Raw genomic sequence first — 19373 nt, forward strand, 5'->3', positions numbered from 1 at the left:
TCCCACTTTTAGAACAAGCCGGTAATATTTCCGTTATCGTCAACGTCAATTCTCATAGCGGCTGGAACTTTCGGAAGGCCAGGCATGGTCATTATCGATCCCGTTATGGGAATAATGAAACCTGCTCCCGCCGACAGGCGAACCTCTCTCACCGTCAGCTCAAAGCCTTCTGGACGACCTATCAACGTCGGGTTATCAGAGATGGAAGCCTGCGTCTTCGCCATGCATATCACCAAATCATCCTTACCCAAACGATGAATCTCTTCAAGGTCTTTCTCGGCCTGGGCCGTATAGGTCACACTCTTCGCTCCGTAGATCTCCTTCGCTATCTTCTCGATCTTTTCCTTCGGGCTCAATGTCGTCTCGTACAGCTGATGGAAGCTGTTCTTCGCTTCTACTGCCTTCAATACCTCTTCCGCCAACTCTATGCCGCCTTCGCCGCCCTTCGCCCAGATCTCCGACAGCGCTACCGATACACCGAGGGCTCCACATCGCTCGCGCACAAGCTCAAGTTCTCTCTCCGTGTCTGTCGGGAAACGGTTGATTGCCACTACAACTGGAAGACCGAAGCTCTGCATGTTCTCTATATGCTTCTCAAGGTTCGGAATCCCCTTCGATAACGCCTCTATATTCTCATTCGTCAGGTCGCTCTTCGCCACTCCGCCATGCATCTTCAAGGCTCGGACTGTCGCCACGATCACTACCGCCGATGGCTTCAATCCACCCATACGACACTTGATGTCGAAGAACTTCTCCGCTCCAAGATCCGCTCCGAATCCGGCCTCGGTAATGAAGTAATCGGAAAGCTTCAGACCATATTTCGTCGCCTGCAGGCTGTTACAGCCGTGGGCTATATTCGCAAAGGGACCTCCGTGAACAAAGGCCGGGACATGCTCAAGAGTCTGCACAAGATTCGGCTTCAACGCATCTTTCAACAAGACCGCCATTGAGCCCTGGGCGTTCAGATCCCCTGCCGTTACGGCCTTACCTTCGTACGTATAGGCAACTACAATTTGGGAAAGACGCTCCTTCAACTCATGAATGCTGCCTGAAAGACACAGAATGGCCATCACTTCGGAGGCTACCGTAATATCAAATCCTGACTCGCGAGGCACACCGTTCGCCTTCCCTCCAAGACCGACGATCACGTTCCGAAGGGCTCGTTCGTTCAGATCCATGACTCGACGGAAAACAACTCGGCGCGAATCTATGTTCAATACGTTGCCCTGCTGCAGATGGTTGTCGAGCAAGGCTGCCAGCAAGTTATGGGCTGCCGTTATTGCATGAAGGTCTCCGGTAAAGTGGAGGTTGATATCCTCCATGGGAACAACCTGGGAGTAACCGCCTCCTGCCGCACCGCCCTTGACTCCGAAGCTCGGCCCCAAAGACGGCTCGCGAAGACCTATGCTCACCTTCTTGCCAAGCTTCGCCAGGCCCTGGGCGAGACCCACTGTCGTCGTTGTCTTTCCCTCTCCTGCCGGAGTCGGGGTTATGGCTGTCACCAATACAAGCTTTCCGTCCTCTCGATCCTTGATCCGATCCCAGAGTCCGTACGTTACCTTCGCCTTGTACTTTCCGTAAAGCTCCAATTCCTCTTCGTCGATACCTAACTGAGAAGCTATCTCCACAATAGGCTTCATTTGGGCCTGCTGTGCTATTTCAATATCGCTTAGCATCATTCGTTGCCTTACCTCCTCTACTCATCGTGTACAAGATCATTATCATGCCGTTGAATATTGCCAGAACGGAGAGCATCCTGAATATAATAATGCATTTTTATAGAACTATCCATAATTGTACGCTGAAATATTCTTGCATTTTTTAAAAAGATATAATATATTAACCTTTTATTACAGCTATAGGTCGAAGACGAGCCACCTTTAAACTGAGTTGGGCTTTATGTACAACCTCTACAACAGCGGAAATATCCTTATATGCTTCGGGCATTTCCTCCCCTAATGTTCGTGGGCTATCTGCCATTACCGTCACACCTCGCCGAGCCATCTCTTCAAACAAATTCATACCTTTTGTCCGGCGCATCGACTCGCTCCGGCTTAAGACACGACCAGCTCCATGACATGTAGAAGCAAAAGTTTCTTCCTCTGCTTTTTGAGTTCCTACCAAAACATAACTGGCAGTTCCCATGCTCCCGGGAATAAGTACAGGTTGCCCTTCATAGGATCGGGTAGCCCCTTTACGATGGACACATACTTCTACTTTCCGTTTCTCCCATACATGTTTTTCTATATGAGCCATATTATGGCTAACGTCATAGACAGTAAAAAGAGGTCTTCCTGGGAAAAAGTGAGCAAAAACATCTCGCACCGCTGATCCTATAATCTGCCTGTTAGCCAAAGCAAAGTTCGCAGCAGCTCTCATAGCTCCAATATAGCTTTGCCCCTCTTCAGAGAGTATAGGAGCACAGCACAGTTGTCGATCAGGAACATTAATTTTATATTTAGACATAGCTCTACGCATGACTTTCAGGTAATCATCGCAAACTTGATGACCAAGTCCTCGACTTCCACAATGAATCATGACGGTTATACATCCTTCCTCAAGATTCATGCGCGATGCTGCGTTTTTATCGTAGATTTCATCTACAACCTGAATTTCAAGAAAATGGTTACCAGATCCCAGTGTTCCAAGCTGATTTTTACCTCGCTCTTTCGCTCTGGAAGAAACAGCCTCACAAAGAGCGCCTTCAATACAACCATTTTGCTCTGTATGTTCCAAGTCGCTATGTATACCATATCCCTCTTTGACCGCCCAATGAGCCCCCTTACAAAGAACGGCATCTAAATCTCTTGATGATAATTTCACTGTACTTGTTGCTCCAACACCGCTTGGTACTGCTGAAAAAAGGGAAGAAGATACTGAATCTAGAGTAGGTAAAATATCTGATAGTTTAATATAAGAGGAAAGGAGGCGAACTCCACAGGATATGTCATATCCAACTCCTCCAGGTGAGATTATGCCTTTATCTACTTCAAAAGCAGCAACTCCGCCTATAGGAAATCCATATCCCCAATGAATGTCTGGCATAGCGAAACTGTAACCTAAAATCCCAGGCAAACATGCTACATTTGCTACCTGTTGCAATGCACTGTCTTGTTCCAATGTTTTTTCTATATAGTGATCAGCAAAGATCAATCCCGGCACCATCATTCCTGATAATGCTTCTTTCTCTAAAATCAAACGAACACTATCCACTCTCTTTAACATATTTTTCATACTCTCACCTCTCTCTACACATCAAGAAAAATTCTGAGAAAAGGTTTGGGTTCCTCGTAAATAACAAGTCCTCCATATGTTGCAGCTTTGGCTGACATCCGCACTGAATGACTCTTTACAAGAACGCCATCTGCTTCAAGATGCCATGTATTTTTTCTTACTACGAGAGTTAAAGGAATAAAGAGCATTCTATGTTTTTCATAAATATAAATAAGCTCGTTAAGCCATGAAACAACCAGTTCTTCGAGATCTATTCCATCAAGTAAAATTGTGTAACGGCTTCCATCATGAATATTTTCATCAGATAAAGTATTCCCGTAACAAACACCATAGAGAGCAAAAGCTGCTTCCTTGAATAATTCATCAAGAGAAAGAGCGTCTACCTCAAACCCTACATCTGCAGTATGTTCTATCTCTTTCCAGACCATCAGAAGCCCTCCGTCAAGGTAATAAAAAAGGCGACTCTGTAGAGTCGCCTAAGATTTATCGAGAAATAAAGTTCGCTACATCGATCATTCGCCTTGAGTATCCATACTCATTGTCGTACCACACTAATATTTTAGCGACTCTATTCTGAAGAACTCGCGTAGAGGGGCCGTCTACAACCCCCGAGTGCGGATTCCCCAAAATATCGGCAGAAACGATTTCCTCATCATTATACTCAATAATATTCCGAAGTTCCTCTTCTGAAGCCCTTTTAAGAATATTGTTTATTTCCGCAACAGATACATCTGATTCAAAGTGCACAACCATATCGGTGAGGGCACCATCTGGTATGGGAACTCGAACTGCTATGGCATCAAGCTTGCCCTTCAGCTCAGGCAAGACAAGAGCTGTTGCTTTTGCAGCCCCTGTAGATGTGGGAATAAGAGAAAAAGCTCCCGCTCGTCCTCGTCTTCGCTTAGATAAGGGAGAATCAACGAGCGTCTGAGAAGACGTATACGCATGTACAGTCGTCGCCATAACATAGACGATACCCAAAGACTCGTTAAGTACTTTTAAAACAGGAGCCATAGAATTCGTAGTACATGAAGCGTTGGAAATAATCGAATGTTTTAAGGGATCATACTCCTTTTCGTTAACCCCCATGACTATACTTATATCTGCACTTTCAGAAGGAGCACTTATAATAACTTTTGCAGCCCCACCTTCAAGATGTCCTTTGGCTTTCTCCCTCTTCGTAAATCGGCCGGTACACTCCAACACGACCTCAACGTCCCTCTCACTCCAAGGAATTTTCGAAGGGTCTGGAATTGAAGTCACATATATCCGTTTCTCGTCTAAATCAAGGTAATCAGGCCCTGCCTCAATATGGAAAGGGGCCTTGCCGTGAATAGAATCATATTTAAGTAAGTAAGCTAATTCATCTACAGGGATAAGATCGTTAATAGCAACAATATCTATATTCTCGGGAGGATCAATTACATACTGTCGCAACGCCAAACGGCCAATACGCCCGAGGCCATTAATCCCTACTTTTTTCATCTCTCTTCAGCTCCTTTACCTAAAACTATTCACATTGTGACGCTAGCAAAGTTTCACGTCAAGAAATACTTACCCTAAAAGAGCGAGGAGAATTCCTCCAGCTAAAACAGAACCTATTTGTCCCGAGACATTTGCGGCAACTGCCGGCATAAGAATAAAAGCATTTTTATCTTCTTTATATGCCATTTTTTGTACAACCCGCGCTGCCATAGGAAAAGCAGAAATTCCTGCAGCTCCTATCATCGGATTTATTTTTTTAGTTAGGAAACAATTCATGAAACGAGCCGAAAGAACACCAACGGCAGTATCAAGAATAAAGGCAACAAGTCCCATTCCTAAAATGGCAAGGGTTGACGGTTGCAAGAAACGATCTGCGGTAAGAGTAGCTGAGATTCCAAGTCCGAGAAGAATGGTTACAATATTTGCCAGTTCGTTTTGGGCTCCTTTGGCAAGACGGTCTACAACGCCGCTCTCTCGAAGAAGGTTTCCAAACATAAGAAAGCCAATAAGAGAAACAGAGGCCGGAGCTAATATTCCAGCAATCAAAGTAACGCAAATAGGGAAGAGGACCTTTAATCTCTTGGAAACAGGTTTTTCTGCGTAGGTCATTGCAATTTTACGTTCATCCTTCGTTGTCAATAATCGTATTACAGGTGGCTGAATAAGAGGAACGAGTGCCATATATGAGTAAGCAGCTACAGAAATAGGCCCCAAGAGATGAGGTGCAAAACGAGAAGAAACATATATGGAGGTAGGCCCATCTGCCGCTCCGATAATGCCTATGGAAGCCGCTTCATTAATATCAAACCCCAGCAAGAGCGCCAGCCCCATTGTCAGGAAGATGCCAGCTTGAGCTGTAAAACCAAAAAGAGCTGTCATTGGAGACTGAAAAAGAGGTGTAAAATCAATCATAGCTCCAACAGCTATAAAAATAAGAAGAGGAAAAAGTTCTGTAGAAATACCTATATCAAAGAGCAATGAAAGAGCTCCAGGATGAGAGGTCCCCGCTACAATTTGAGTTAAAGCCGATGTCAACGGAATGTTGACTAATATGGCACCGAACCCCATGGGAAGAAGTAATGCTGGCTCATACTCTTTAACAATAGCTAAATAAATAAGAAGTAAACCCACACCTATCATAATGCCTTGCTGTATTGTTATGGAAGCAATGCCTTCAAAGATAGTTTCCAACTATGTTCACACTCCTGTCTTCATACATTAAGATAGAATTTTATTCATAAAAAAAGACCCTTAGCATGACTTTCGCCACACTAAAGGTCTCGCTTATTGGCAATTACCAACGACAGAGCCAGACCTAAAGGTCATGATGTTGACCCTGCCTTTTCAAGCTACTCCCCTTCAGGAGGTTGTTAACTTATAGAAGTTATTCTAACTTAGCCTTATACTTTGTCAATGGATAATTGTTCAAAGGGGGATAAAAATGATTTCTATGATGCTCATGAAACAAGAAAGCTACGAAAAGAATTCCCTGAAACAAAAAATAAATCGTATATTTAATCACTTTATAGATGAAAGGCAAATTATTTTAGAGAACGCCACTGTTTTATTGAAACCCAATTTGCTCTCGGCATCTCTTCCGGAAAAAAGAATAACAACTGACCCAGCAGTCGTGGAAAGTATCGCCGAAGCAGTGCTAGATAGAGGTGGTTATCCAATAATAGCTGATAGTCCAGGTCTAGATCGCTTCTCTTCTGTTGCTGAAAAGACCGGGATGAACACTATAGCCCAAAAGCTTCATATTCCGGTTGTTGAATTGACAAACCCTACACCTATTCCTGTCTCTCGCCAGGCTCGTTTCCATCGTATTGAATTGTCACAAACAGCTCTTGATGCAGATTTTATTATTAATATCCCCAAGCTTAAGACTCATGCACAAATGCTTTTTACTCTTGGGGTTAAAAATCTCTTTGGAACTGTTGTTGGTCAGCAAAAGGCTTCCTGGCATTACAATGTTGGTTTGAATCGTGATATTTTTGCTGAGCTTCACCTCGATATATATGAAGCGCTTTCTCCCACATTAACAATTATTGATGGCATTTGGGGTATGGACGGTCATGGCCCTGGAAATGGGAATCCACACTTTTTTGGTTTACTGGCTGCTTCAGATGATGCTATAAATCTTGACGTTACAATTTGCCGCATGCTTCATGTAAAGCTTAAGGATTTTCCTCTATATCGAGCCGCACAAAAAAGAGACTTGATTCTAGATGAATCCTGCATCTTTTTTAATTGTGAAGAACCAGACTCCTTCGATTTTCAACATGTTAATATGCCCAACCTTGACTCACTACATCTTCTTCCTCCTTTTTTGGATGTTATTTCGAAACGATACCTCGTTTCACGTCCCGTGCATAAACCAGAAAAATGCATTCGATGCAGAAAATGCGAAGAAATATGTGCAGCCCAAGCTGTAACTTTGGACTCATACGGGAAACTTAATTTCGATTACAATAAATGTATTCGGTGCTTCTGTTGCCAAGAAGTATGTCCTAATGATGCTATTGAATTTCGAAAAGGTTTGGTGCTCAAACTACTCGATCTTATAAAGAGCAGGTGTTGACACGGTGAGTTTTCCCTTCGCACGTTGGAAAGATAATCCAGAAATTACACAGCAATATAAGGCTTTCGAAACACTTTTAAATGCATATAAGAAATATAGCATTTCTGACGATGTCCAGGAAAAGATCGAATCGCGAAAAATCTGGCAAAAGCTGGGAGAATGCTATTGGCAATGCGTATGGCTTTTACTTGAAGCTCAAATAACACAGAATCCCGATCAGCTTTTTTTCGACGAAAAAGAAGATCTCTTTATTAATTACGGTCTTGTACCTACTGAAGAATATTGTGACACCTTTGAAATAGATACCTCAGCAGCTTTACCTGCCGGATTATTTCAATATGTTACTTTAACTGACTATTTTAATGAATTATATTGTTTCGTCTTCCAACATCCTTATGAAAAACCTCTTAAGGGGCTATCTTTGTCTGAACGGAAAAATCAACTAAAGCGACGTCTTGAATCGAATAAAAAAAGGCTTCATCTCCTTTTGCAAGTCATTATGGGAAAAGAAAACACTTCTATCGAAGATAATAATCTCACAATGATTTCCAATCTTGAAAAAAATCTTCCGAATTTCACAGAAGTAGAATTCAGAACTCGCAAGTATCGGGAAAGCAATGAAGAGACTCACCAATCCATGGCTTCTTCACACTACACGTACAAAGAAGCTGAACGAGCAATGATGACACTTCTTAAAGAAAGGTGCTCTTTAGAAGAAGGGGGCATTACGGAAGAAGAATACAAACGTATTCTGGCGATGCATTATCAAGCTCAATACTGTTCCATGGCTCTTTCCTTTCTTGAAATAGAGGAAGAAAAATGGCGCCAGAAACAAGAGCGTTTTGGAGAGAAGTATAAAGAAGAAAGTGTTGCTTTTCAGAAACGTGAATTTCGATCAATGTTTGACGCTAAAAGAGAATATATTTCTTTGACAGCTAAAAGTGCCAGAACAGACCTTTCTCCCCTTTATATTCCAGGCAAGAATGCAAAGGTACTTCCCTTAGAGCAAGGAGCTTCTCTAATGGAAGAAATGATCAGTCGCGATACAGACATGCTACGTGTAGCCCGCGTTCGAATGTACGGTTTACCTACAGTTATTTTAGTTCCCGGGCATGGCTATGGAACATACGATTGGAGCGATAATACTCTGCTAATCCCCTTTGTTTCTGCTCATAGCCACGAAAAAAGCGTAGCTTACGCTCTCGCCACATTTCGTTGGGATAGTGACGAAGATAGGGCTATTAAAAATAGTTATGAGCTTATTAAAGAAAACCGTAAAAAATCTATAATCACCCTTGCACAATCATTTTACAAAGACTACTTTCTCTGGCTCACCAAAGAATGTAAAGGATATCGTATTTTACCCAGAGAAACACATAAAGTCTTTAAACAACTTTTTCCCATATTAGATCTGTAAATAAAATAAGAAGGAAAGGAAACTCCGAGAAAAATCTCAAAGTTTTCTTCCCTTCTTATTTTTCTAATTTATGCTTTTCCTATCTGCAACTCTTAATGATGGTGATGATGGGAATGCTCATGCTCAGCCTCTGAAAATAAGCTTTCTTCTAGTTTTTCCAGTGCTTCCCATAAATTTTTCAAGTTTGCTTTTTTAGATTCGATGGCGTGAAGAAAGGCATGTTTAGCCTCATGACCTTCCACAGCATGCCATCTGGCAACAAGACTTGTCATTCCTTCCAATTCTTCAGCAATTGTTTCACGAAGCAATTCAGCTTCTTCTAACGGACCATGAACATGAAGATGTCCTTCTGTTGATTCTGGAGTTATAACCTTACACATAATTAAAATTAAACCTCCTCTCGTTTTTTCCACCACTTATGAAAAGCTTCTTCTGCTTTATGAGCATCTGATAGGCACTGTTCAGTAAGTGTCTCTGTAAAATTAAAGGAATATCCTGAAACAGAAAGCAACCAAGTTTCTGGCTGCTTCATGTCAAGACGATCCATTAAAGAAAGCAACCATGCAGGCCCCATTGAATGTATGTTCAATCCTTCAAGAGATGAATCTGACATAACCTGCTCAAGTATACACCCTTCAGGTAACGGTCTTACATCAGCATCTATAAATAAAACCAAATCAACATTTTCAAGATCATATGCCAATTCTGGCAAAAGTTGTTGCCCAGTCCACAACTCAACGTCAACTCCGCAACCTTCAAGCCAACTGGCAATTCGAGGGGCAAGAAATAAGCCAACACTATCATCTTCGCGAAAAGGATTTCCAAATCCTGCAACGAATACTCTCATGTATAACTCCTTTAATAAAAGGCAGGGCCAGGGAGCTCCCCCCTAACCCTGCCGTGATCCGTTATGGATTACGAGAAAGAACGATTTCCTCTAATGTTTCTCAATTGTGCGAATTTCTTTCCCCATCGCATCAAGTATGGAAAGTTTCAAAGGCATTCTACCCACAGCATGCGTAGAGCAGGAAAGACACGGATCATAACAGCGAATAACGTGTTCCATTCTGTTAAGAACACCCTCTTCTACTGTTTCTCCATGTATATACTTTTTAGCGACAAGTTCTACGCCCTTATTCATAGCATAGTTATTATGTCCGGTAGCAACTATAAGGTTTACTTTAGTAATGGCACCTTTTTCATTCACTTGATAGTGATGAATCAGCGTCCCACGAGGAGCTTCGATAACACCAATACCCTCTGGCTGAAGGTCATTTGACGTAATCCTTAGTTCCCTGCCGGTAATATCCTCATCGTGCAGTAGTTCTTCCATACGTTCCACTGCATACATAATTTCGATCAACCGAGCATAGTGATAATACATTGTGTAGTGAACAATGCCATCTTCTGTCAACTTTCTGAAAGCAGCCAATTCTGACGCAGCTTCAGGAGTTGAAATAGTATCGCAAGCATTAACACGTCCCAAAGGTCCAACTCTATAGCTACCATGAGGGAATCCCAATGGCTTATAGAAGGGGAACTTCAGATAGCTCCATGGCTCTACGTGTTCACCTATGAAAGTCGCATATTCAGTTGAATCAAACTCGTCTGTTATACGACCTCTCGGGCTACGTAAACGAATCCGTCCATCATAAAGTTCAAGATTTCCTTCTCGTACAAGCCCAAGATAAGAAGTCTCTAAAGTTGCAAATTCTTTAGCTTCGTTACCATGCTCAGCCAAATAATTTTTGATTAGATCTAAAGCCTTGCGAAGATCTTCTTTTACCTTTGGAATGCCAGCCAGAATCTCATCTCGCTCGTCTTCCCTCAAACTTCTGTTTACTCCACCAGGAATGCTGTGCCATGGGTGTACTTTCTTACCGCCAAGAGTCTTAATAACTTCCTGACCAAATTTTCTCATTGTTACACCCATAACAGCCAAATCTGGGAACTTATTGACCAGACCAGCTACATTACGAACGGCAGGATCAGCATCAAATCCAAACAAAAGATCAGGACTTGAAAGGTGGAAGAAAGAAAGAGCATGAGACTGAATAAACTGCCCCATATGCATAAGCTCACGAAGTTTATGCGCCGTGGGAGTCAACGTTACACCAAGAATAGCATCGCATGCTTTCGCAGATGCCAAATGGTGACTGACAGGGCAAATTCCACAAATTCGAGGTGTAATTACGGGCATTTCACGGAAATCACGTCCCTGTGTAAACGCCTCAAATCCTCTAAACTGCGTGACATGAAAACGGGCCCCGGTAACTTCTCCCTTTTGATCGAGCATTACTGTAATTTTTCCATGTCCCTCAATACGGGAGACAGGATTAACAACAATGGTCTTTGCTTTTTCTGCACACATTTTCGATCTCCTCCCTGCTCCCTAATCGTATCTCATCATATCTACAGGCACTTTAGGAATACGTCCCTGCAAAATTTCTTGGAAAACATAGTAAATAGTGTCTGCATCCGGAGGACATCCGGGAACATACACGTCAACTTTTACTTCATAATCTACAGGCACGGCATGGGGTAGCAATTTAGGAATATCTTCTCCAGGGATAATGCCCTGAGGATTTACTGTAGAGACAGTATTGATATATCCTTCTTTCAGTACGTCTTCTGCTTTCATGAAGTTTCTCATACAGTTAATTCCGCCAAAAACAGCGCAATCTCCCCATGCAATAAGGATCTTGCATTTCTTCCGCATTTCCTTGGCGAGATGTACTTCCTCTTCATTTCCCAAGGCTCCAGAGATAACGCCAACTTCGACTTCTGGAAATTCTTTTATGTCTGTCACAGGCGTAGCCGTCAGATCTACCTTCTCAAGGAGGTCTATAATCCGTTCATCAATATCAAGAAATGACATATGACATCCGGCGCATGCCTCAAGCCAGACAGTAGCTACTTTTGGTTTAGACATATTCTACACCTCCTCAGAGGAGACCACTTGGGCCTTATCTGGAGAAATTTTCGATTTAAACGCATTTTCACAAGGTGACGCCGAAGATGTAGAGAGAGAAACACCCATTTTAGACGCCAAATCCTGGAAAACTTTTGACAAACCACGAAGCCCCTCTTTAGGAGGAACAACCATATTCATGCGGCGACGCTCCCCTTCCAGAGTGCAGAAGTGGCCGCTTCGCTCATACCATGCAGGCATCGGAAGTAAAACATCTGCCATGTTAACCAAGGGACTGACCATATATGGAGTGTGGACAACAACAAATCTTGCTTTGTTCATAGCTTCTAAAGACTTGGGATCTTCGGCAACCATACCTGTCGAGTTAACATACAGGAAGTCAAGATCTGCTGTTTCAAGCCAAGGAGTCTTGCCTAAAACAGTATTCCAGGCACCAAGACTATTCCCGCTAAGAATCATAGGAACAAGTCCAAGCCCATCATCAAAAACGCCTTTGGCTGTAATAGCCATATTTACAGCTTCCATAACAATCTGCGGATGTTTGGCCAATCTTGACCCCAATACAACAATTGGTTTTTTTGCATCGGCCAAATATTTCGCCGCTATTGCTATTTCTTCTGGTTCCATATTCGCAAGATCAGCTACTGAAGAAATACGGTTCTCGGCATCTTCTCTTCCTGCAACAGCTTCGGTAAAGGAAACGAGAGCACCGTGAAGAACTTCTGCCGATATACGGATATCAGCATCTGTAATATCCTCGAAAGGATTATCCTTGGCCGAGAAGTTAATAAGTTTTGCACCATTCTTCACTGTAGCTACTCTGATATAGCTGGCAACTACAGGAGCTTCATTCTGAGGATCTCCGCCAATAACAATAATGGCATCACTGTCAAGTATGTTATGAGCTGCTGTAAAGGGGCGCACTCCCTGACTTAAGAACGGCTTGAAACCTTCTTCAAAACCACGAAGGGTATCCCCATTAAAGCAATCGATTTTGTCTATTTTCAGAGAATCACGGAAAAAGTCTGAAATAACAGAGAGTTCTTCGTCTGTAGAAAGCCCTGATACAAGGGCGCCAGCCTTCTTTTCAATCTTGGCCGTTCTCAGTTTATCAGCAACGAGTCCGAGAGCTTCATCCCAAGATGCTTCCCGGAATGTTGAGCCAGTACGGATCATAGGAACAGAAAGACGTTCTCTTTCTGTGGATTCAGGCAGCCACCAACGGCCTTTATGACAAAGCTGCCCTCCATCGGGACTTGTTACTGAAGCACCTTCAACTCTTGTTATGCTGCCCGTTCTGACATATGCCTTTATTTTGCATCCTACTGGGCAAAGAGGGCAAATACTCTCAACGACCTCGTCACAATCGTTACGACGCCCACGATAGACAAAATCGCGGATGGTAATAGTTCCAGTGGGGCAAACCTGAGCACAAGCTCCGCAAGAAACGCATGTGTCACTTTCACCAAGAACTTTACCAAGATCGGAGACTACGCTGGCGTTCCAACCCCGTTTTTCAAGATCTAAAGTATGTGCTCCAACTTTCTCATCACAAATCCTGATGCAGCGCAAACAAAGTATGCATCTGTTATGGTCTACCTGCAAATCTTCATCTGACGCATCATTATGAAAATCTGCATAGAGATAAGGATAGCGAACCTTATCCATTCCATGTTCAATAGCAAGACGTTGCAGTTCGCAATCTCCACTCTGTGAACAGAACATACAGAAGTGGTTTCTTCCAGCAAAAAGAAGTTCAAGAATCTGACGTCTATATTCTTTTAACTTTTCTGTTTGTGTGTGAACAACCATGCCATCTGTAGCTGGTGTTGTACATGAAGTCAGAAGTTTATTGCTTCCTTCCACTTCCACGACACACATACGACATGAACCTATAGCAGAAATACCCTCAAGGTAGCAAAGGGTCGGAATGTAGACATCGTTTTTACGGGCTACTCCAAGGATAGTATCCCCTGCAGTTCCCTTACAAACTTTTCCATCAATGTTCAGAGTAATTTCGCTCATATTCGCATCCTCCCTGCCACACTAACCTTTGATAATGGCTCCGAAGGGGCACTTATCATAGCAGGTGCCGCAACGGATACATCTCTCTGTGTCGATGGTGTACCCCGACGCTCTATCCCCAGGGATACATTGTACCGGGCAGTTTCGAGCACAAAGGCCACAACGCTTACAAAGGTCCTGGTCGATGGAGAATTCAATAAGTGCAGGGCAGACACCTGCCGGACATTTTTTGTCTCGTACGTGAGCAATATACTCATCTTTAAAGTAACGAAGAGTCGTAAGTATGGGGTTAGGAGCAGTCTGTCCCAATCCACACAGAGACATTTCCTTGACCATAAGGGCAAGGTTTTTCAGGTTTTCGAGATCTTCCATCGTGCCCTTACCTTCAGTAATTTTGTTAAGAAGCAACAACATTTGCTTTGTTCCCTCTCGGCAAGGAGTACACTTTCCGCATGATTCCCGCTGTGTAAACTCAAGGAAGAATTTAGCAACGTCGACCATACAGTTATCTTCGTCCATAACGACCATTCCGCCGGATCCCATAATGGCTCCAACTTCTGCAAGAGACTCGTAGCTTACGGGAATATCAAGATGTTCTTCCGTAAGGCATCCTCCACTGGGGCCTCCAATCTGAACAGCCTTAAATTTCTTATCGTTAAGGATGCCGCCACCTATATCGAAAATAATTTCTCTCAAGGTGATACCCATGGGAACTTCTACAAGACCAGTATGTTTAACTTTTCCTGTAAGGGCAAAAACTTTCGTTCCCTTAGATTTTTCTGTTCCCATCGAAGCGTAATGAGCACCACCATGACGAATGATATAAGCGACATTTGCCCATGTCTCAACGTTGTTAATATTTGAAGGCTTTCCCCACAACCCCTTATTGGCAGGGAATGGAGGACGTGGACGGGGCATACCCCGCTGTCCCTCAATAGAAGCCATTAGAGCTGTTTCTTCACCACAAACAAAGGCTCCTGCTCCCTCTTTGATATGCAAATTAAAGGAGAAATCAGTACCCATAATATGTTCTCCAAGGAGGCCATATTCTTCAGCCTTTGCTATAGCTGTCTTTAAACGCAGAATTGCCAAGGGATACTCGGCACGACAATAAATATATCCTTCATTGGCCCCTATGGCATACGCTCCAATCATCATTCCTTCGATTATGGCGTGGGGATCTCCTTCAAGAATTGACCTGTCCATAAATGCGCCTGGGTCCCCTTCGTCAGCGTTACAAATAACATATTTTTTGTCTCCTTGAGCCCTGGCACAAAAAGTCCACTTTAAGCCTGTAGGGAATCCGCCGCCCCCACGGCCACGCAAGCCAGAAGTTTTTATTTCTTCAATAACCTGCTCGCGAGTCATTTCCGTCAAAGCTTTACCTAAAGCTTCATAGCCATGCCGAACAATATATTCCTCTATATTATCCGGGTTGATATAGCCGCAGTTTTCGAGAGCTATACGATGCTGTTTTCCATAGAAAGGAATTTCTTTATAGTGAGGAACTTTAGGAGCTTCTTCTGAAACAGTATAAAGAAGCCGGGGAACAATTCGTCCTTTTAAAAGATGTTCGGAGACTATTTCCTTAACATCATCTGCAGCAACCCTGCAATAGAAAGTTCCCTCTGGATAAACAACAACGATAGGCCCCATTTCACACATACCGTGACAACCTGTAGGAACGACGAGGACTTCCCTGTCGAGTTTTTGTTTACGAAGTTCTTCTCGGAATGCGTCCATCACATCATGGGATCCACTAGAGGTACATCCAGTTCCTCCGCAGATAAGAACGTGAGAACGATAGATCGGCATTCTGACTCCCCCCCTTAGTCGGCTCTGCCAATGGCCAGTTTTTCAACGACATGACCATTAACAACGTGTTCAGTAATAATGACGGGGATATCAGAAGGTTTCACATTACCATATGTAATACGCATCCCGTCACGAATAACATCTACTAAAGGCTCATTCTGGCACATACCGATACAACCGGTTGTCTGCACATTGACATCAGTCAACTTTCTCTTCTCAACTTCATCCATAATAGCAGTCATTACTTCGCGGGCTCCTGCAGCAATTCCACAAGTTCCCATACCAACAATAATAACGACTTTTCCTTCGGAACGGGCTGAAGTTAAATCTTTAGATTTCTCGCGAATTTTTTTAAGCTCTTCCAAATTATTAATTTTAGCCATTGCCGTCCTCCTCGTTATTCGAACTTAGCAAGTATTCCGGCCACCATGTCAGGGGCAAGACGTCCAAAAGTCTGGTTATCTACCATCATGACAGGGGCTAGTCCACATGCACCAAGGCAGGCGACCGGCTCTATCGTATATCGTAAATCATCAGTTGTTTCGTTTTCGCTAACGCCTGTAAGCTCTTTGACCTTGTCAAGGATTTTCAAACTGCCACGAACGTGGCAAGCCGTTCCTCGACAAACTCGAACAACATGTCTGCCCCGTGGTTTCAAATGAAACTGTGCATAAAATGTCGCTACTCCATAAATTTCAGCTTTTGCAATCTTAAGCTCTTTGGAGATTGTTTCCATGACTTCGGGGGGCAGGTACCCGAATTCGTGCTGAGCTTCCTGGAGAATAGGAATGAGACCACCTTTCTTTCCCTTCCAAGGAGCCACAATTTCCCGCGTTTTCTGGATTCGTTCCAACTCCACCTGTGACATGATTCCCCTCCTTGTTGTGAACTCCCGAAATGACTTCGGGAACTTTTTCTCAAAGCAAATGCTCTTTATGAAGAACAAGAGATAGCAACATTAATTGCTATCTCTTTCACAATCTTAGAAAAAAACCATATTACGTATTTTCCATACAAAAGACACAGAAAAATCATCAATATAGATAAAAGCCGCTCCCCCTCGGAAAGCGGCCGGCAGTTTTCTTTTCGAGAGGGGTTCCATTATTGTCATCTCTTGGCCCCTCAAACTTTTCCATAGAGGTGATGAACTGAAGAAAAGGAATTTTCAAATTCCACGTTCATGCTATCACATGAATAAAAACTGTACAACCCAACTGAAAAGTGTATATTGCGTCCATTATTCAAAAAAACTAATATTGGGAAGTATGAAATGATGTCGCTTTAAAAAAAGCCCAAACATACATTCCAGGAACAATATTGAGTTCCTGGGCCGCTTCAGGAGTTATTCGAACAACCAGGGTGAGGCCCCTCACAGAAAGTGTAACAAGAACACAATTGTTGCCATTTTCATATGTAAGACTGTCAACAAGCATATACAGAGAATTCCGAGCCGAAATTCCGTCTACCTTTTTTACCGAGAGAACAATAGCGGAAGGATTAATATAAAGATTTTCTCCCTTTTCAGGAAAAACAGAAGAGGTGATCACCTGTCCATCTTGCAAGTAAAGTTTTGCCATGTCTCCCTTTTTTTCCCAAATCCCTTTTATGAGATTATCACGTGCGGAAAAAGAGAGTTTCCCTTCCGATAAGCTCATAATTTGGTCCGCGAGACTTTTAATCCAAATATCGTCATGGCTAACAAGAAAGATAGTTGTCCCCCATTTCTCTCGCCAAACTTTGATAGATTGCTTCATTAAATCGACACTATTTTGGTCGACACTAGCTGTGGGTTCATCTAAAAGTAAAACCTGAGGTCTTAATATAAGGCGACTTGCAAGAGCAACACGTTGAGCTTCTCCTCCAGAGAGTTCAAACCACTTTCTTTTCGCAAAATTTTCAGGTTCAAGACCAACAAAAAGAAGAGCCTGCTCCACCCTTTTAAACAATTCCTTACCACTGATTCCACGTATTTTTAAACCAAAAGCAACGTTTTCCCATACCGTTCTTTTCAAAAGATATGACTCTTGCAACAAGAGCGTTACTGATCTTCGATCTTCCACCGAGAAAGTTTCTATTTTTCTGTTTTTAAAATAGAGTTCACCTTCTGTCGGCCTTTCAAGAAAAGCAAGAATGCGAAGAAGGGTACTTTTTCCGCTACCATTAGCACCGAGAAGTCCTATTATTTCACCTTGCTCTATATCTAAATCTGGGATGTCGAGCACACAACGTCCGCTATAAAAATGTCTGACTTTTTTAAGAGAATATATAGAGCTCATGCCGCACTCCTCCGCTTAAACTCAGCAAGCATCAAATTGACCACTAAAACAAGTGATAAGAGAACCAAACCCAAAGCGATGCCCATAGCAAACTCGCCCTTGCCTGTTTCAAGCGCAATAGCTGTTGTTATAGTACGAGTATGCCATTTTATATTGCCACCAAGCATCATTGACACTCCCACCTCTGAAATAATACGACTGTATGCTGTTATTGCGGCAACTATAACAGCATAACGAGCTTCCCATAGAGTACTTAATGTAAGCTGTCTCTTTGTTGTTCCAAGAGTCAGAAGTGTCTGGCGGAGTTGCACTTCAAGTCCTTCGATAGCAGAAGCGGTAAGAGCTACGACTATAGGTAATCCCAATACAATTTGTCCCAGAGCAATGCCTTCAGTTGTAAAAAGCAATCCCCATGATCCCAATGGACCCCGTCTGGAGATAAAAGAATAAACAAGCAATCCTACAACCACTGTGGGAAGAGCCAAGAGCGTGTCAACACAGGTTCGAATAATATTCCTCCCCGGAAAAGGAACGCTCCCGAGAAAAAAACCTGCCGGAATACCAATAAGAAGAGTGAGGAAAATAGAAAGAGATGACACCTTTAATGTAGTTACAATAGCAGACCATGTCTGTGCATCACCAGATAAAAGAAGACTGAAGGCTTTTAAAATTCCTTGAGAAATATAATCCATAAAGATATTCCTCCAGTTAAAGAAAGCGCCACCCTGTTAAGGCAGCGCTTTCTCTATAAAATATGCTTTTTACTGCGCATCAGCATTCGGGAAAAAGAGAGTCTTTCCAAGCAATTCAAACTTTCCTATTTTTTCCTGAACTTGAGGAGAGACGATCCAATCTATAAATTTAAGAGCCAGATCATACTTGACATTGTCACAGCGGGCAGGGTTAACAGCAATGACACTATATTGGTTTCTTAGAACGGGATCTCCCTCTACTACTATTGCAAAAGGTGAATTCCCTTTGCTTACATCCTCATATTTGATAAAAGTTCCACGATCAGTCATTGTATATGCAGAGCGCTCTGCTGCTATATTGATCGTATTAATCATTCCTTGACCAGTCTGTATATACCATGCCTCTTTATCAGGCGCTAAACCAGCTTCTTTCCAAAGGTTCATTTCCATAATGTGCGTACCTGATTTATCTCCTCGACTTGCAAAAGAAGCATTGGAAGACGCTATTTTACTCAAAGCTTCAACAACAGTCAGCTCTTTAATTCTCGCGGGATCATCTTTAGGACCGATGATAATAAAATCATTGTACATTGTTTGTCGTCTATTTACCCCATATCCATCTTCCACATACTTCTTTTCTGTATCAGGAGCGTGAACAAGCAATATATCTACATCACAATTTTTACCTAATTCCAGGGCCTTTCCAGTTCCAACGGCAACCCACTGTAATTCAATACCTGTATCGGCTTTGAAAAGAGGAGCAAGGTAGTCAAGCAATCCGGTATTGTCTGTACTCGTTGTAGTCGCCATACGTAATACTGGTGTTTCAGCCCAGGCACAAGAAGCAAAAACAAAGAGCGCTACGAAAAGAAAAGCTACAATCTTTTTTTGCATTTTACACATTCTGACTATTCCT

At 42.8% G+C, this 19373-nt stretch carries 18 protein-coding genes; 2 read left to right on the top strand and 16 right to left on the bottom strand.

All coding sequences use genetic code 11. The annotated features are described in order from the left end of the window. Nucleotides 1-8: 8 nt before the first annotated feature. The 5 genes from ACZ5GY_RS08165 to ACZ5GY_RS08185 all read right to left on the bottom strand — a co-directional run bounded on the left by ACZ5GY_RS08165 (nt 9) and on the right by ACZ5GY_RS08185 (nt 5910). Nucleotides 9-1676: a formate--tetrahydrofolate ligase gene (locus tag ACZ5GY_RS08165; RefSeq protein WP_464112114.1), complete on the bottom strand. Its 1668-nt coding sequence runs from the start codon at nt 1674-1676 to the stop codon at nt 9-11. A 163-nt stretch (nt 1677-1839) separates the two neighbouring features. After that, the gene (locus ACZ5GY_RS08170) at nt 1840-3234 is read right to left on the bottom strand and encodes an RtcB family protein (RefSeq protein ID WP_213691541.1); all 1395 of its coding nucleotides are present in this window, start codon (nt 3232-3234) and stop codon (nt 1840-1842) included. Between the two features lie 14 nt (nt 3235-3248). After that, nucleotides 3249-3662: an archease gene (locus ACZ5GY_RS08175; protein ID WP_213691542.1), complete on the bottom strand. Its 414-nt coding sequence runs from the start codon at nt 3660-3662 to the stop codon at nt 3249-3251. A gap of 55 nt (nt 3663-3717) precedes the next feature. Continuing rightward, the gene (gene gap, locus ACZ5GY_RS08180; RefSeq protein ID WP_213691543.1) at nt 3718-4719 is read right to left on the bottom strand and encodes a type I glyceraldehyde-3-phosphate dehydrogenase; all 1002 of its coding nucleotides are present in this window, start codon (nt 4717-4719) and stop codon (nt 3718-3720) included. Nucleotides 4720-4788: 69 nt separating this feature from the next. Then, complete coding sequence (locus ACZ5GY_RS08185) at nt 4789-5910, bottom strand: sodium ion-translocating decarboxylase subunit beta (protein ID WP_213691544.1); 1122 nt, start codon at nt 5908-5910, stop codon at nt 4789-4791. Nucleotides 5911-6160: 250 nt separating this feature from the next. Here ACZ5GY_RS08185 and ACZ5GY_RS08190 point away from each other — a divergent pair, with 250 nt between their 5' ends. Together ACZ5GY_RS08190 and ACZ5GY_RS08195 are read left to right on the top strand one after the other, a co-directional pair. Continuing rightward, the gene (locus tag ACZ5GY_RS08190; RefSeq protein WP_464111739.1) at nt 6161-7300 is read left to right on the top strand and encodes a DUF362 domain-containing protein; all 1140 of its coding nucleotides are present in this window, start codon (nt 6161-6163) and stop codon (nt 7298-7300) included. Nucleotides 7301-7304: 4 nt separating this feature from the next. After that, on the top strand, nt 7305-8717 hold the full coding sequence (locus ACZ5GY_RS08195; RefSeq protein WP_213691546.1) for a hypothetical protein: 1413 nt from the start codon (nt 7305-7307) through the stop codon (nt 8715-8717). A gap of 92 nt (nt 8718-8809) precedes the next feature. Here the strand turns inward: ACZ5GY_RS08195 and ACZ5GY_RS08200 are convergent, their stop codons facing one another. The 11 genes from ACZ5GY_RS08200 to ACZ5GY_RS08250 all read right to left on the bottom strand — a co-directional run bounded on the left by ACZ5GY_RS08200 (nt 8810) and on the right by ACZ5GY_RS08250 (nt 19360). Continuing rightward, the gene (locus tag ACZ5GY_RS08200) at nt 8810-9097 is read right to left on the bottom strand and encodes a hypothetical protein (RefSeq protein WP_213691547.1); all 288 of its coding nucleotides are present in this window, start codon (nt 9095-9097) and stop codon (nt 8810-8812) included. A gap of 8 nt (nt 9098-9105) precedes the next feature. Next, nucleotides 9106-9564 (bottom strand): hydrogenase maturation protease, encoded by a 459-nt coding sequence (locus ACZ5GY_RS08205; RefSeq protein ID WP_213691548.1) that lies wholly within the window; start codon nt 9562-9564, stop codon nt 9106-9108. A 90-nt stretch (nt 9565-9654) separates the two neighbouring features. Continuing rightward, the gene (locus ACZ5GY_RS08210) at nt 9655-11088 is read right to left on the bottom strand and encodes a Ni/Fe hydrogenase subunit alpha (protein WP_213691549.1); all 1434 of its coding nucleotides are present in this window, start codon (nt 11086-11088) and stop codon (nt 9655-9657) included. A 21-nt stretch (nt 11089-11109) separates the two neighbouring features. Further along, nucleotides 11110-11649: an NADH-quinone oxidoreductase subunit B family protein gene (locus ACZ5GY_RS08215; protein ID WP_213691550.1), complete on the bottom strand. Its 540-nt coding sequence runs from the start codon at nt 11647-11649 to the stop codon at nt 11110-11112. 3 nt (nt 11650-11652) lie between these two features. Beyond that, entirely contained in the window at nt 11653-13674 is a 2022-nt protein-coding gene (locus ACZ5GY_RS08220) for an NADH-quinone oxidoreductase subunit G (protein ID WP_213691551.1), read from the bottom strand. A gap of 21 nt (nt 13675-13695) precedes the next feature. Next, nucleotides 13696-15489 (bottom strand): NADH-quinone oxidoreductase subunit NuoF, encoded by a 1794-nt coding sequence (locus tag ACZ5GY_RS08225; protein ID WP_213691552.1) that lies wholly within the window; start codon nt 15487-15489, stop codon nt 13696-13698. A 14-nt stretch (nt 15490-15503) separates the two neighbouring features. After that, nucleotides 15504-15872: a (2Fe-2S) ferredoxin domain-containing protein gene (locus ACZ5GY_RS08230; RefSeq protein ID WP_213691553.1), complete on the bottom strand. Its 369-nt coding sequence runs from the start codon at nt 15870-15872 to the stop codon at nt 15504-15506. 14 nt (nt 15873-15886) lie between these two features. Continuing rightward, on the bottom strand, nt 15887-16357 hold the full coding sequence (nuoE, locus tag ACZ5GY_RS08235; protein ID WP_213691554.1) for an NADH-quinone oxidoreductase subunit NuoE: 471 nt from the start codon (nt 16355-16357) through the stop codon (nt 15887-15889). Nucleotides 16358-16739: 382 nt separating this feature from the next. After that, nucleotides 16740-17765, bottom strand: coding sequence for an ATP-binding cassette domain-containing protein (locus tag ACZ5GY_RS08240; RefSeq protein WP_213691555.1), 1026 nt, complete (start codon nt 17763-17765; stop codon nt 16740-16742). Continuing rightward, nucleotides 17762-18457 (bottom strand): ABC transporter permease, encoded by a 696-nt coding sequence (locus ACZ5GY_RS08245; protein ID WP_213691556.1) that lies wholly within the window; start codon nt 18455-18457, stop codon nt 17762-17764. The genes ACZ5GY_RS08240 and ACZ5GY_RS08245 overlap by 4 nt, the downstream gene beginning before the upstream one ends. Nucleotides 18458-18526: 69 nt before the next feature. Beyond that, nucleotides 18527-19360: an ABC transporter substrate-binding protein gene (locus ACZ5GY_RS08250; protein WP_213691557.1), complete on the bottom strand. Its 834-nt coding sequence runs from the start codon at nt 19358-19360 to the stop codon at nt 18527-18529. Nucleotides 19361-19373: the final 13 nt, after the last annotated feature.

The sequence above is a fragment of the Aminobacterium thunnarium genome (assembly GCF_055390565.1).

Excerpts from the sequence above, each read along its gene's own strand:
- ACZ5GY_RS08165 (WP_464112114.1), bottom strand. The coding sequence starts at position 1,676 with ATGCTAAGCGATATTGAAATAGCACAGCAGGCCCAAATGAAGCCTATT.
- ACZ5GY_RS08170 (WP_213691541.1), bottom strand. The coding sequence starts at position 3,234 with ATGAAAAATATGTTAAAGAGAGTGGATAGTGTTCGTTTGATTTTAGAG.
- ACZ5GY_RS08175 (WP_213691542.1), bottom strand. The coding sequence starts at position 3,662 with ATGGTCTGGAAAGAGATAGAACATACTGCAGATGTAGGGTTTGAGGTA.
- gap (WP_213691543.1), bottom strand. The coding sequence starts at position 4,719 with ATGAAAAAAGTAGGGATTAATGGCCTCGGGCGTATTGGCCGTTTGGCG.
- ACZ5GY_RS08190 (WP_464111739.1), top strand. The coding sequence starts at position 6,161 with ATGATTTCTATGATGCTCATGAAACAAGAAAGCTACGAAAAGAATTCC.
- ACZ5GY_RS08200 (WP_213691547.1), bottom strand. The coding sequence starts at position 9,097 with ATGTGTAAGGTTATAACTCCAGAATCAACAGAAGGACATCTTCATGTT.
- ACZ5GY_RS08205 (WP_213691548.1), bottom strand. The coding sequence starts at position 9,564 with ATGAGAGTATTCGTTGCAGGATTTGGAAATCCTTTTCGCGAAGATGAT.
- ACZ5GY_RS08210 (WP_213691549.1), bottom strand. The coding sequence starts at position 11,088 with ATGTGTGCAGAAAAAGCAAAGACCATTGTTGTTAATCCTGTCTCCCGT.
- ACZ5GY_RS08215 (WP_213691550.1), bottom strand. The coding sequence starts at position 11,649 with ATGTCTAAACCAAAAGTAGCTACTGTCTGGCTTGAGGCATGCGCCGGA.
- ACZ5GY_RS08220 (WP_213691551.1), bottom strand. The coding sequence starts at position 13,674 with ATGAGCGAAATTACTCTGAACATTGATGGAAAAGTTTGTAAGGGAACT.
- ACZ5GY_RS08225 (WP_213691552.1), bottom strand. The coding sequence starts at position 15,489 with ATGCCGATCTATCGTTCTCACGTTCTTATCTGCGGAGGAACTGGATGT.
- ACZ5GY_RS08230 (WP_213691553.1), bottom strand. The coding sequence starts at position 15,872 with ATGGCTAAAATTAATAATTTGGAAGAGCTTAAAAAAATTCGCGAGAAA.
- nuoE (WP_213691554.1), bottom strand. The coding sequence starts at position 16,357 with ATGTCACAGGTGGAGTTGGAACGAATCCAGAAAACGCGGGAAATTGTG.
- ACZ5GY_RS08240 (WP_213691555.1), bottom strand. The coding sequence starts at position 17,765 with ATGAGCTCTATATATTCTCTTAAAAAAGTCAGACATTTTTATAGCGGA.
- ACZ5GY_RS08245 (WP_213691556.1), bottom strand. The coding sequence starts at position 18,457 with ATGGATTATATTTCTCAAGGAATTTTAAAAGCCTTCAGTCTTCTTTTA.
- ACZ5GY_RS08250 (WP_213691557.1), bottom strand. The coding sequence starts at position 19,360 with ATGTGTAAAATGCAAAAAAAGATTGTAGCTTTTCTTTTCGTAGCGCTC.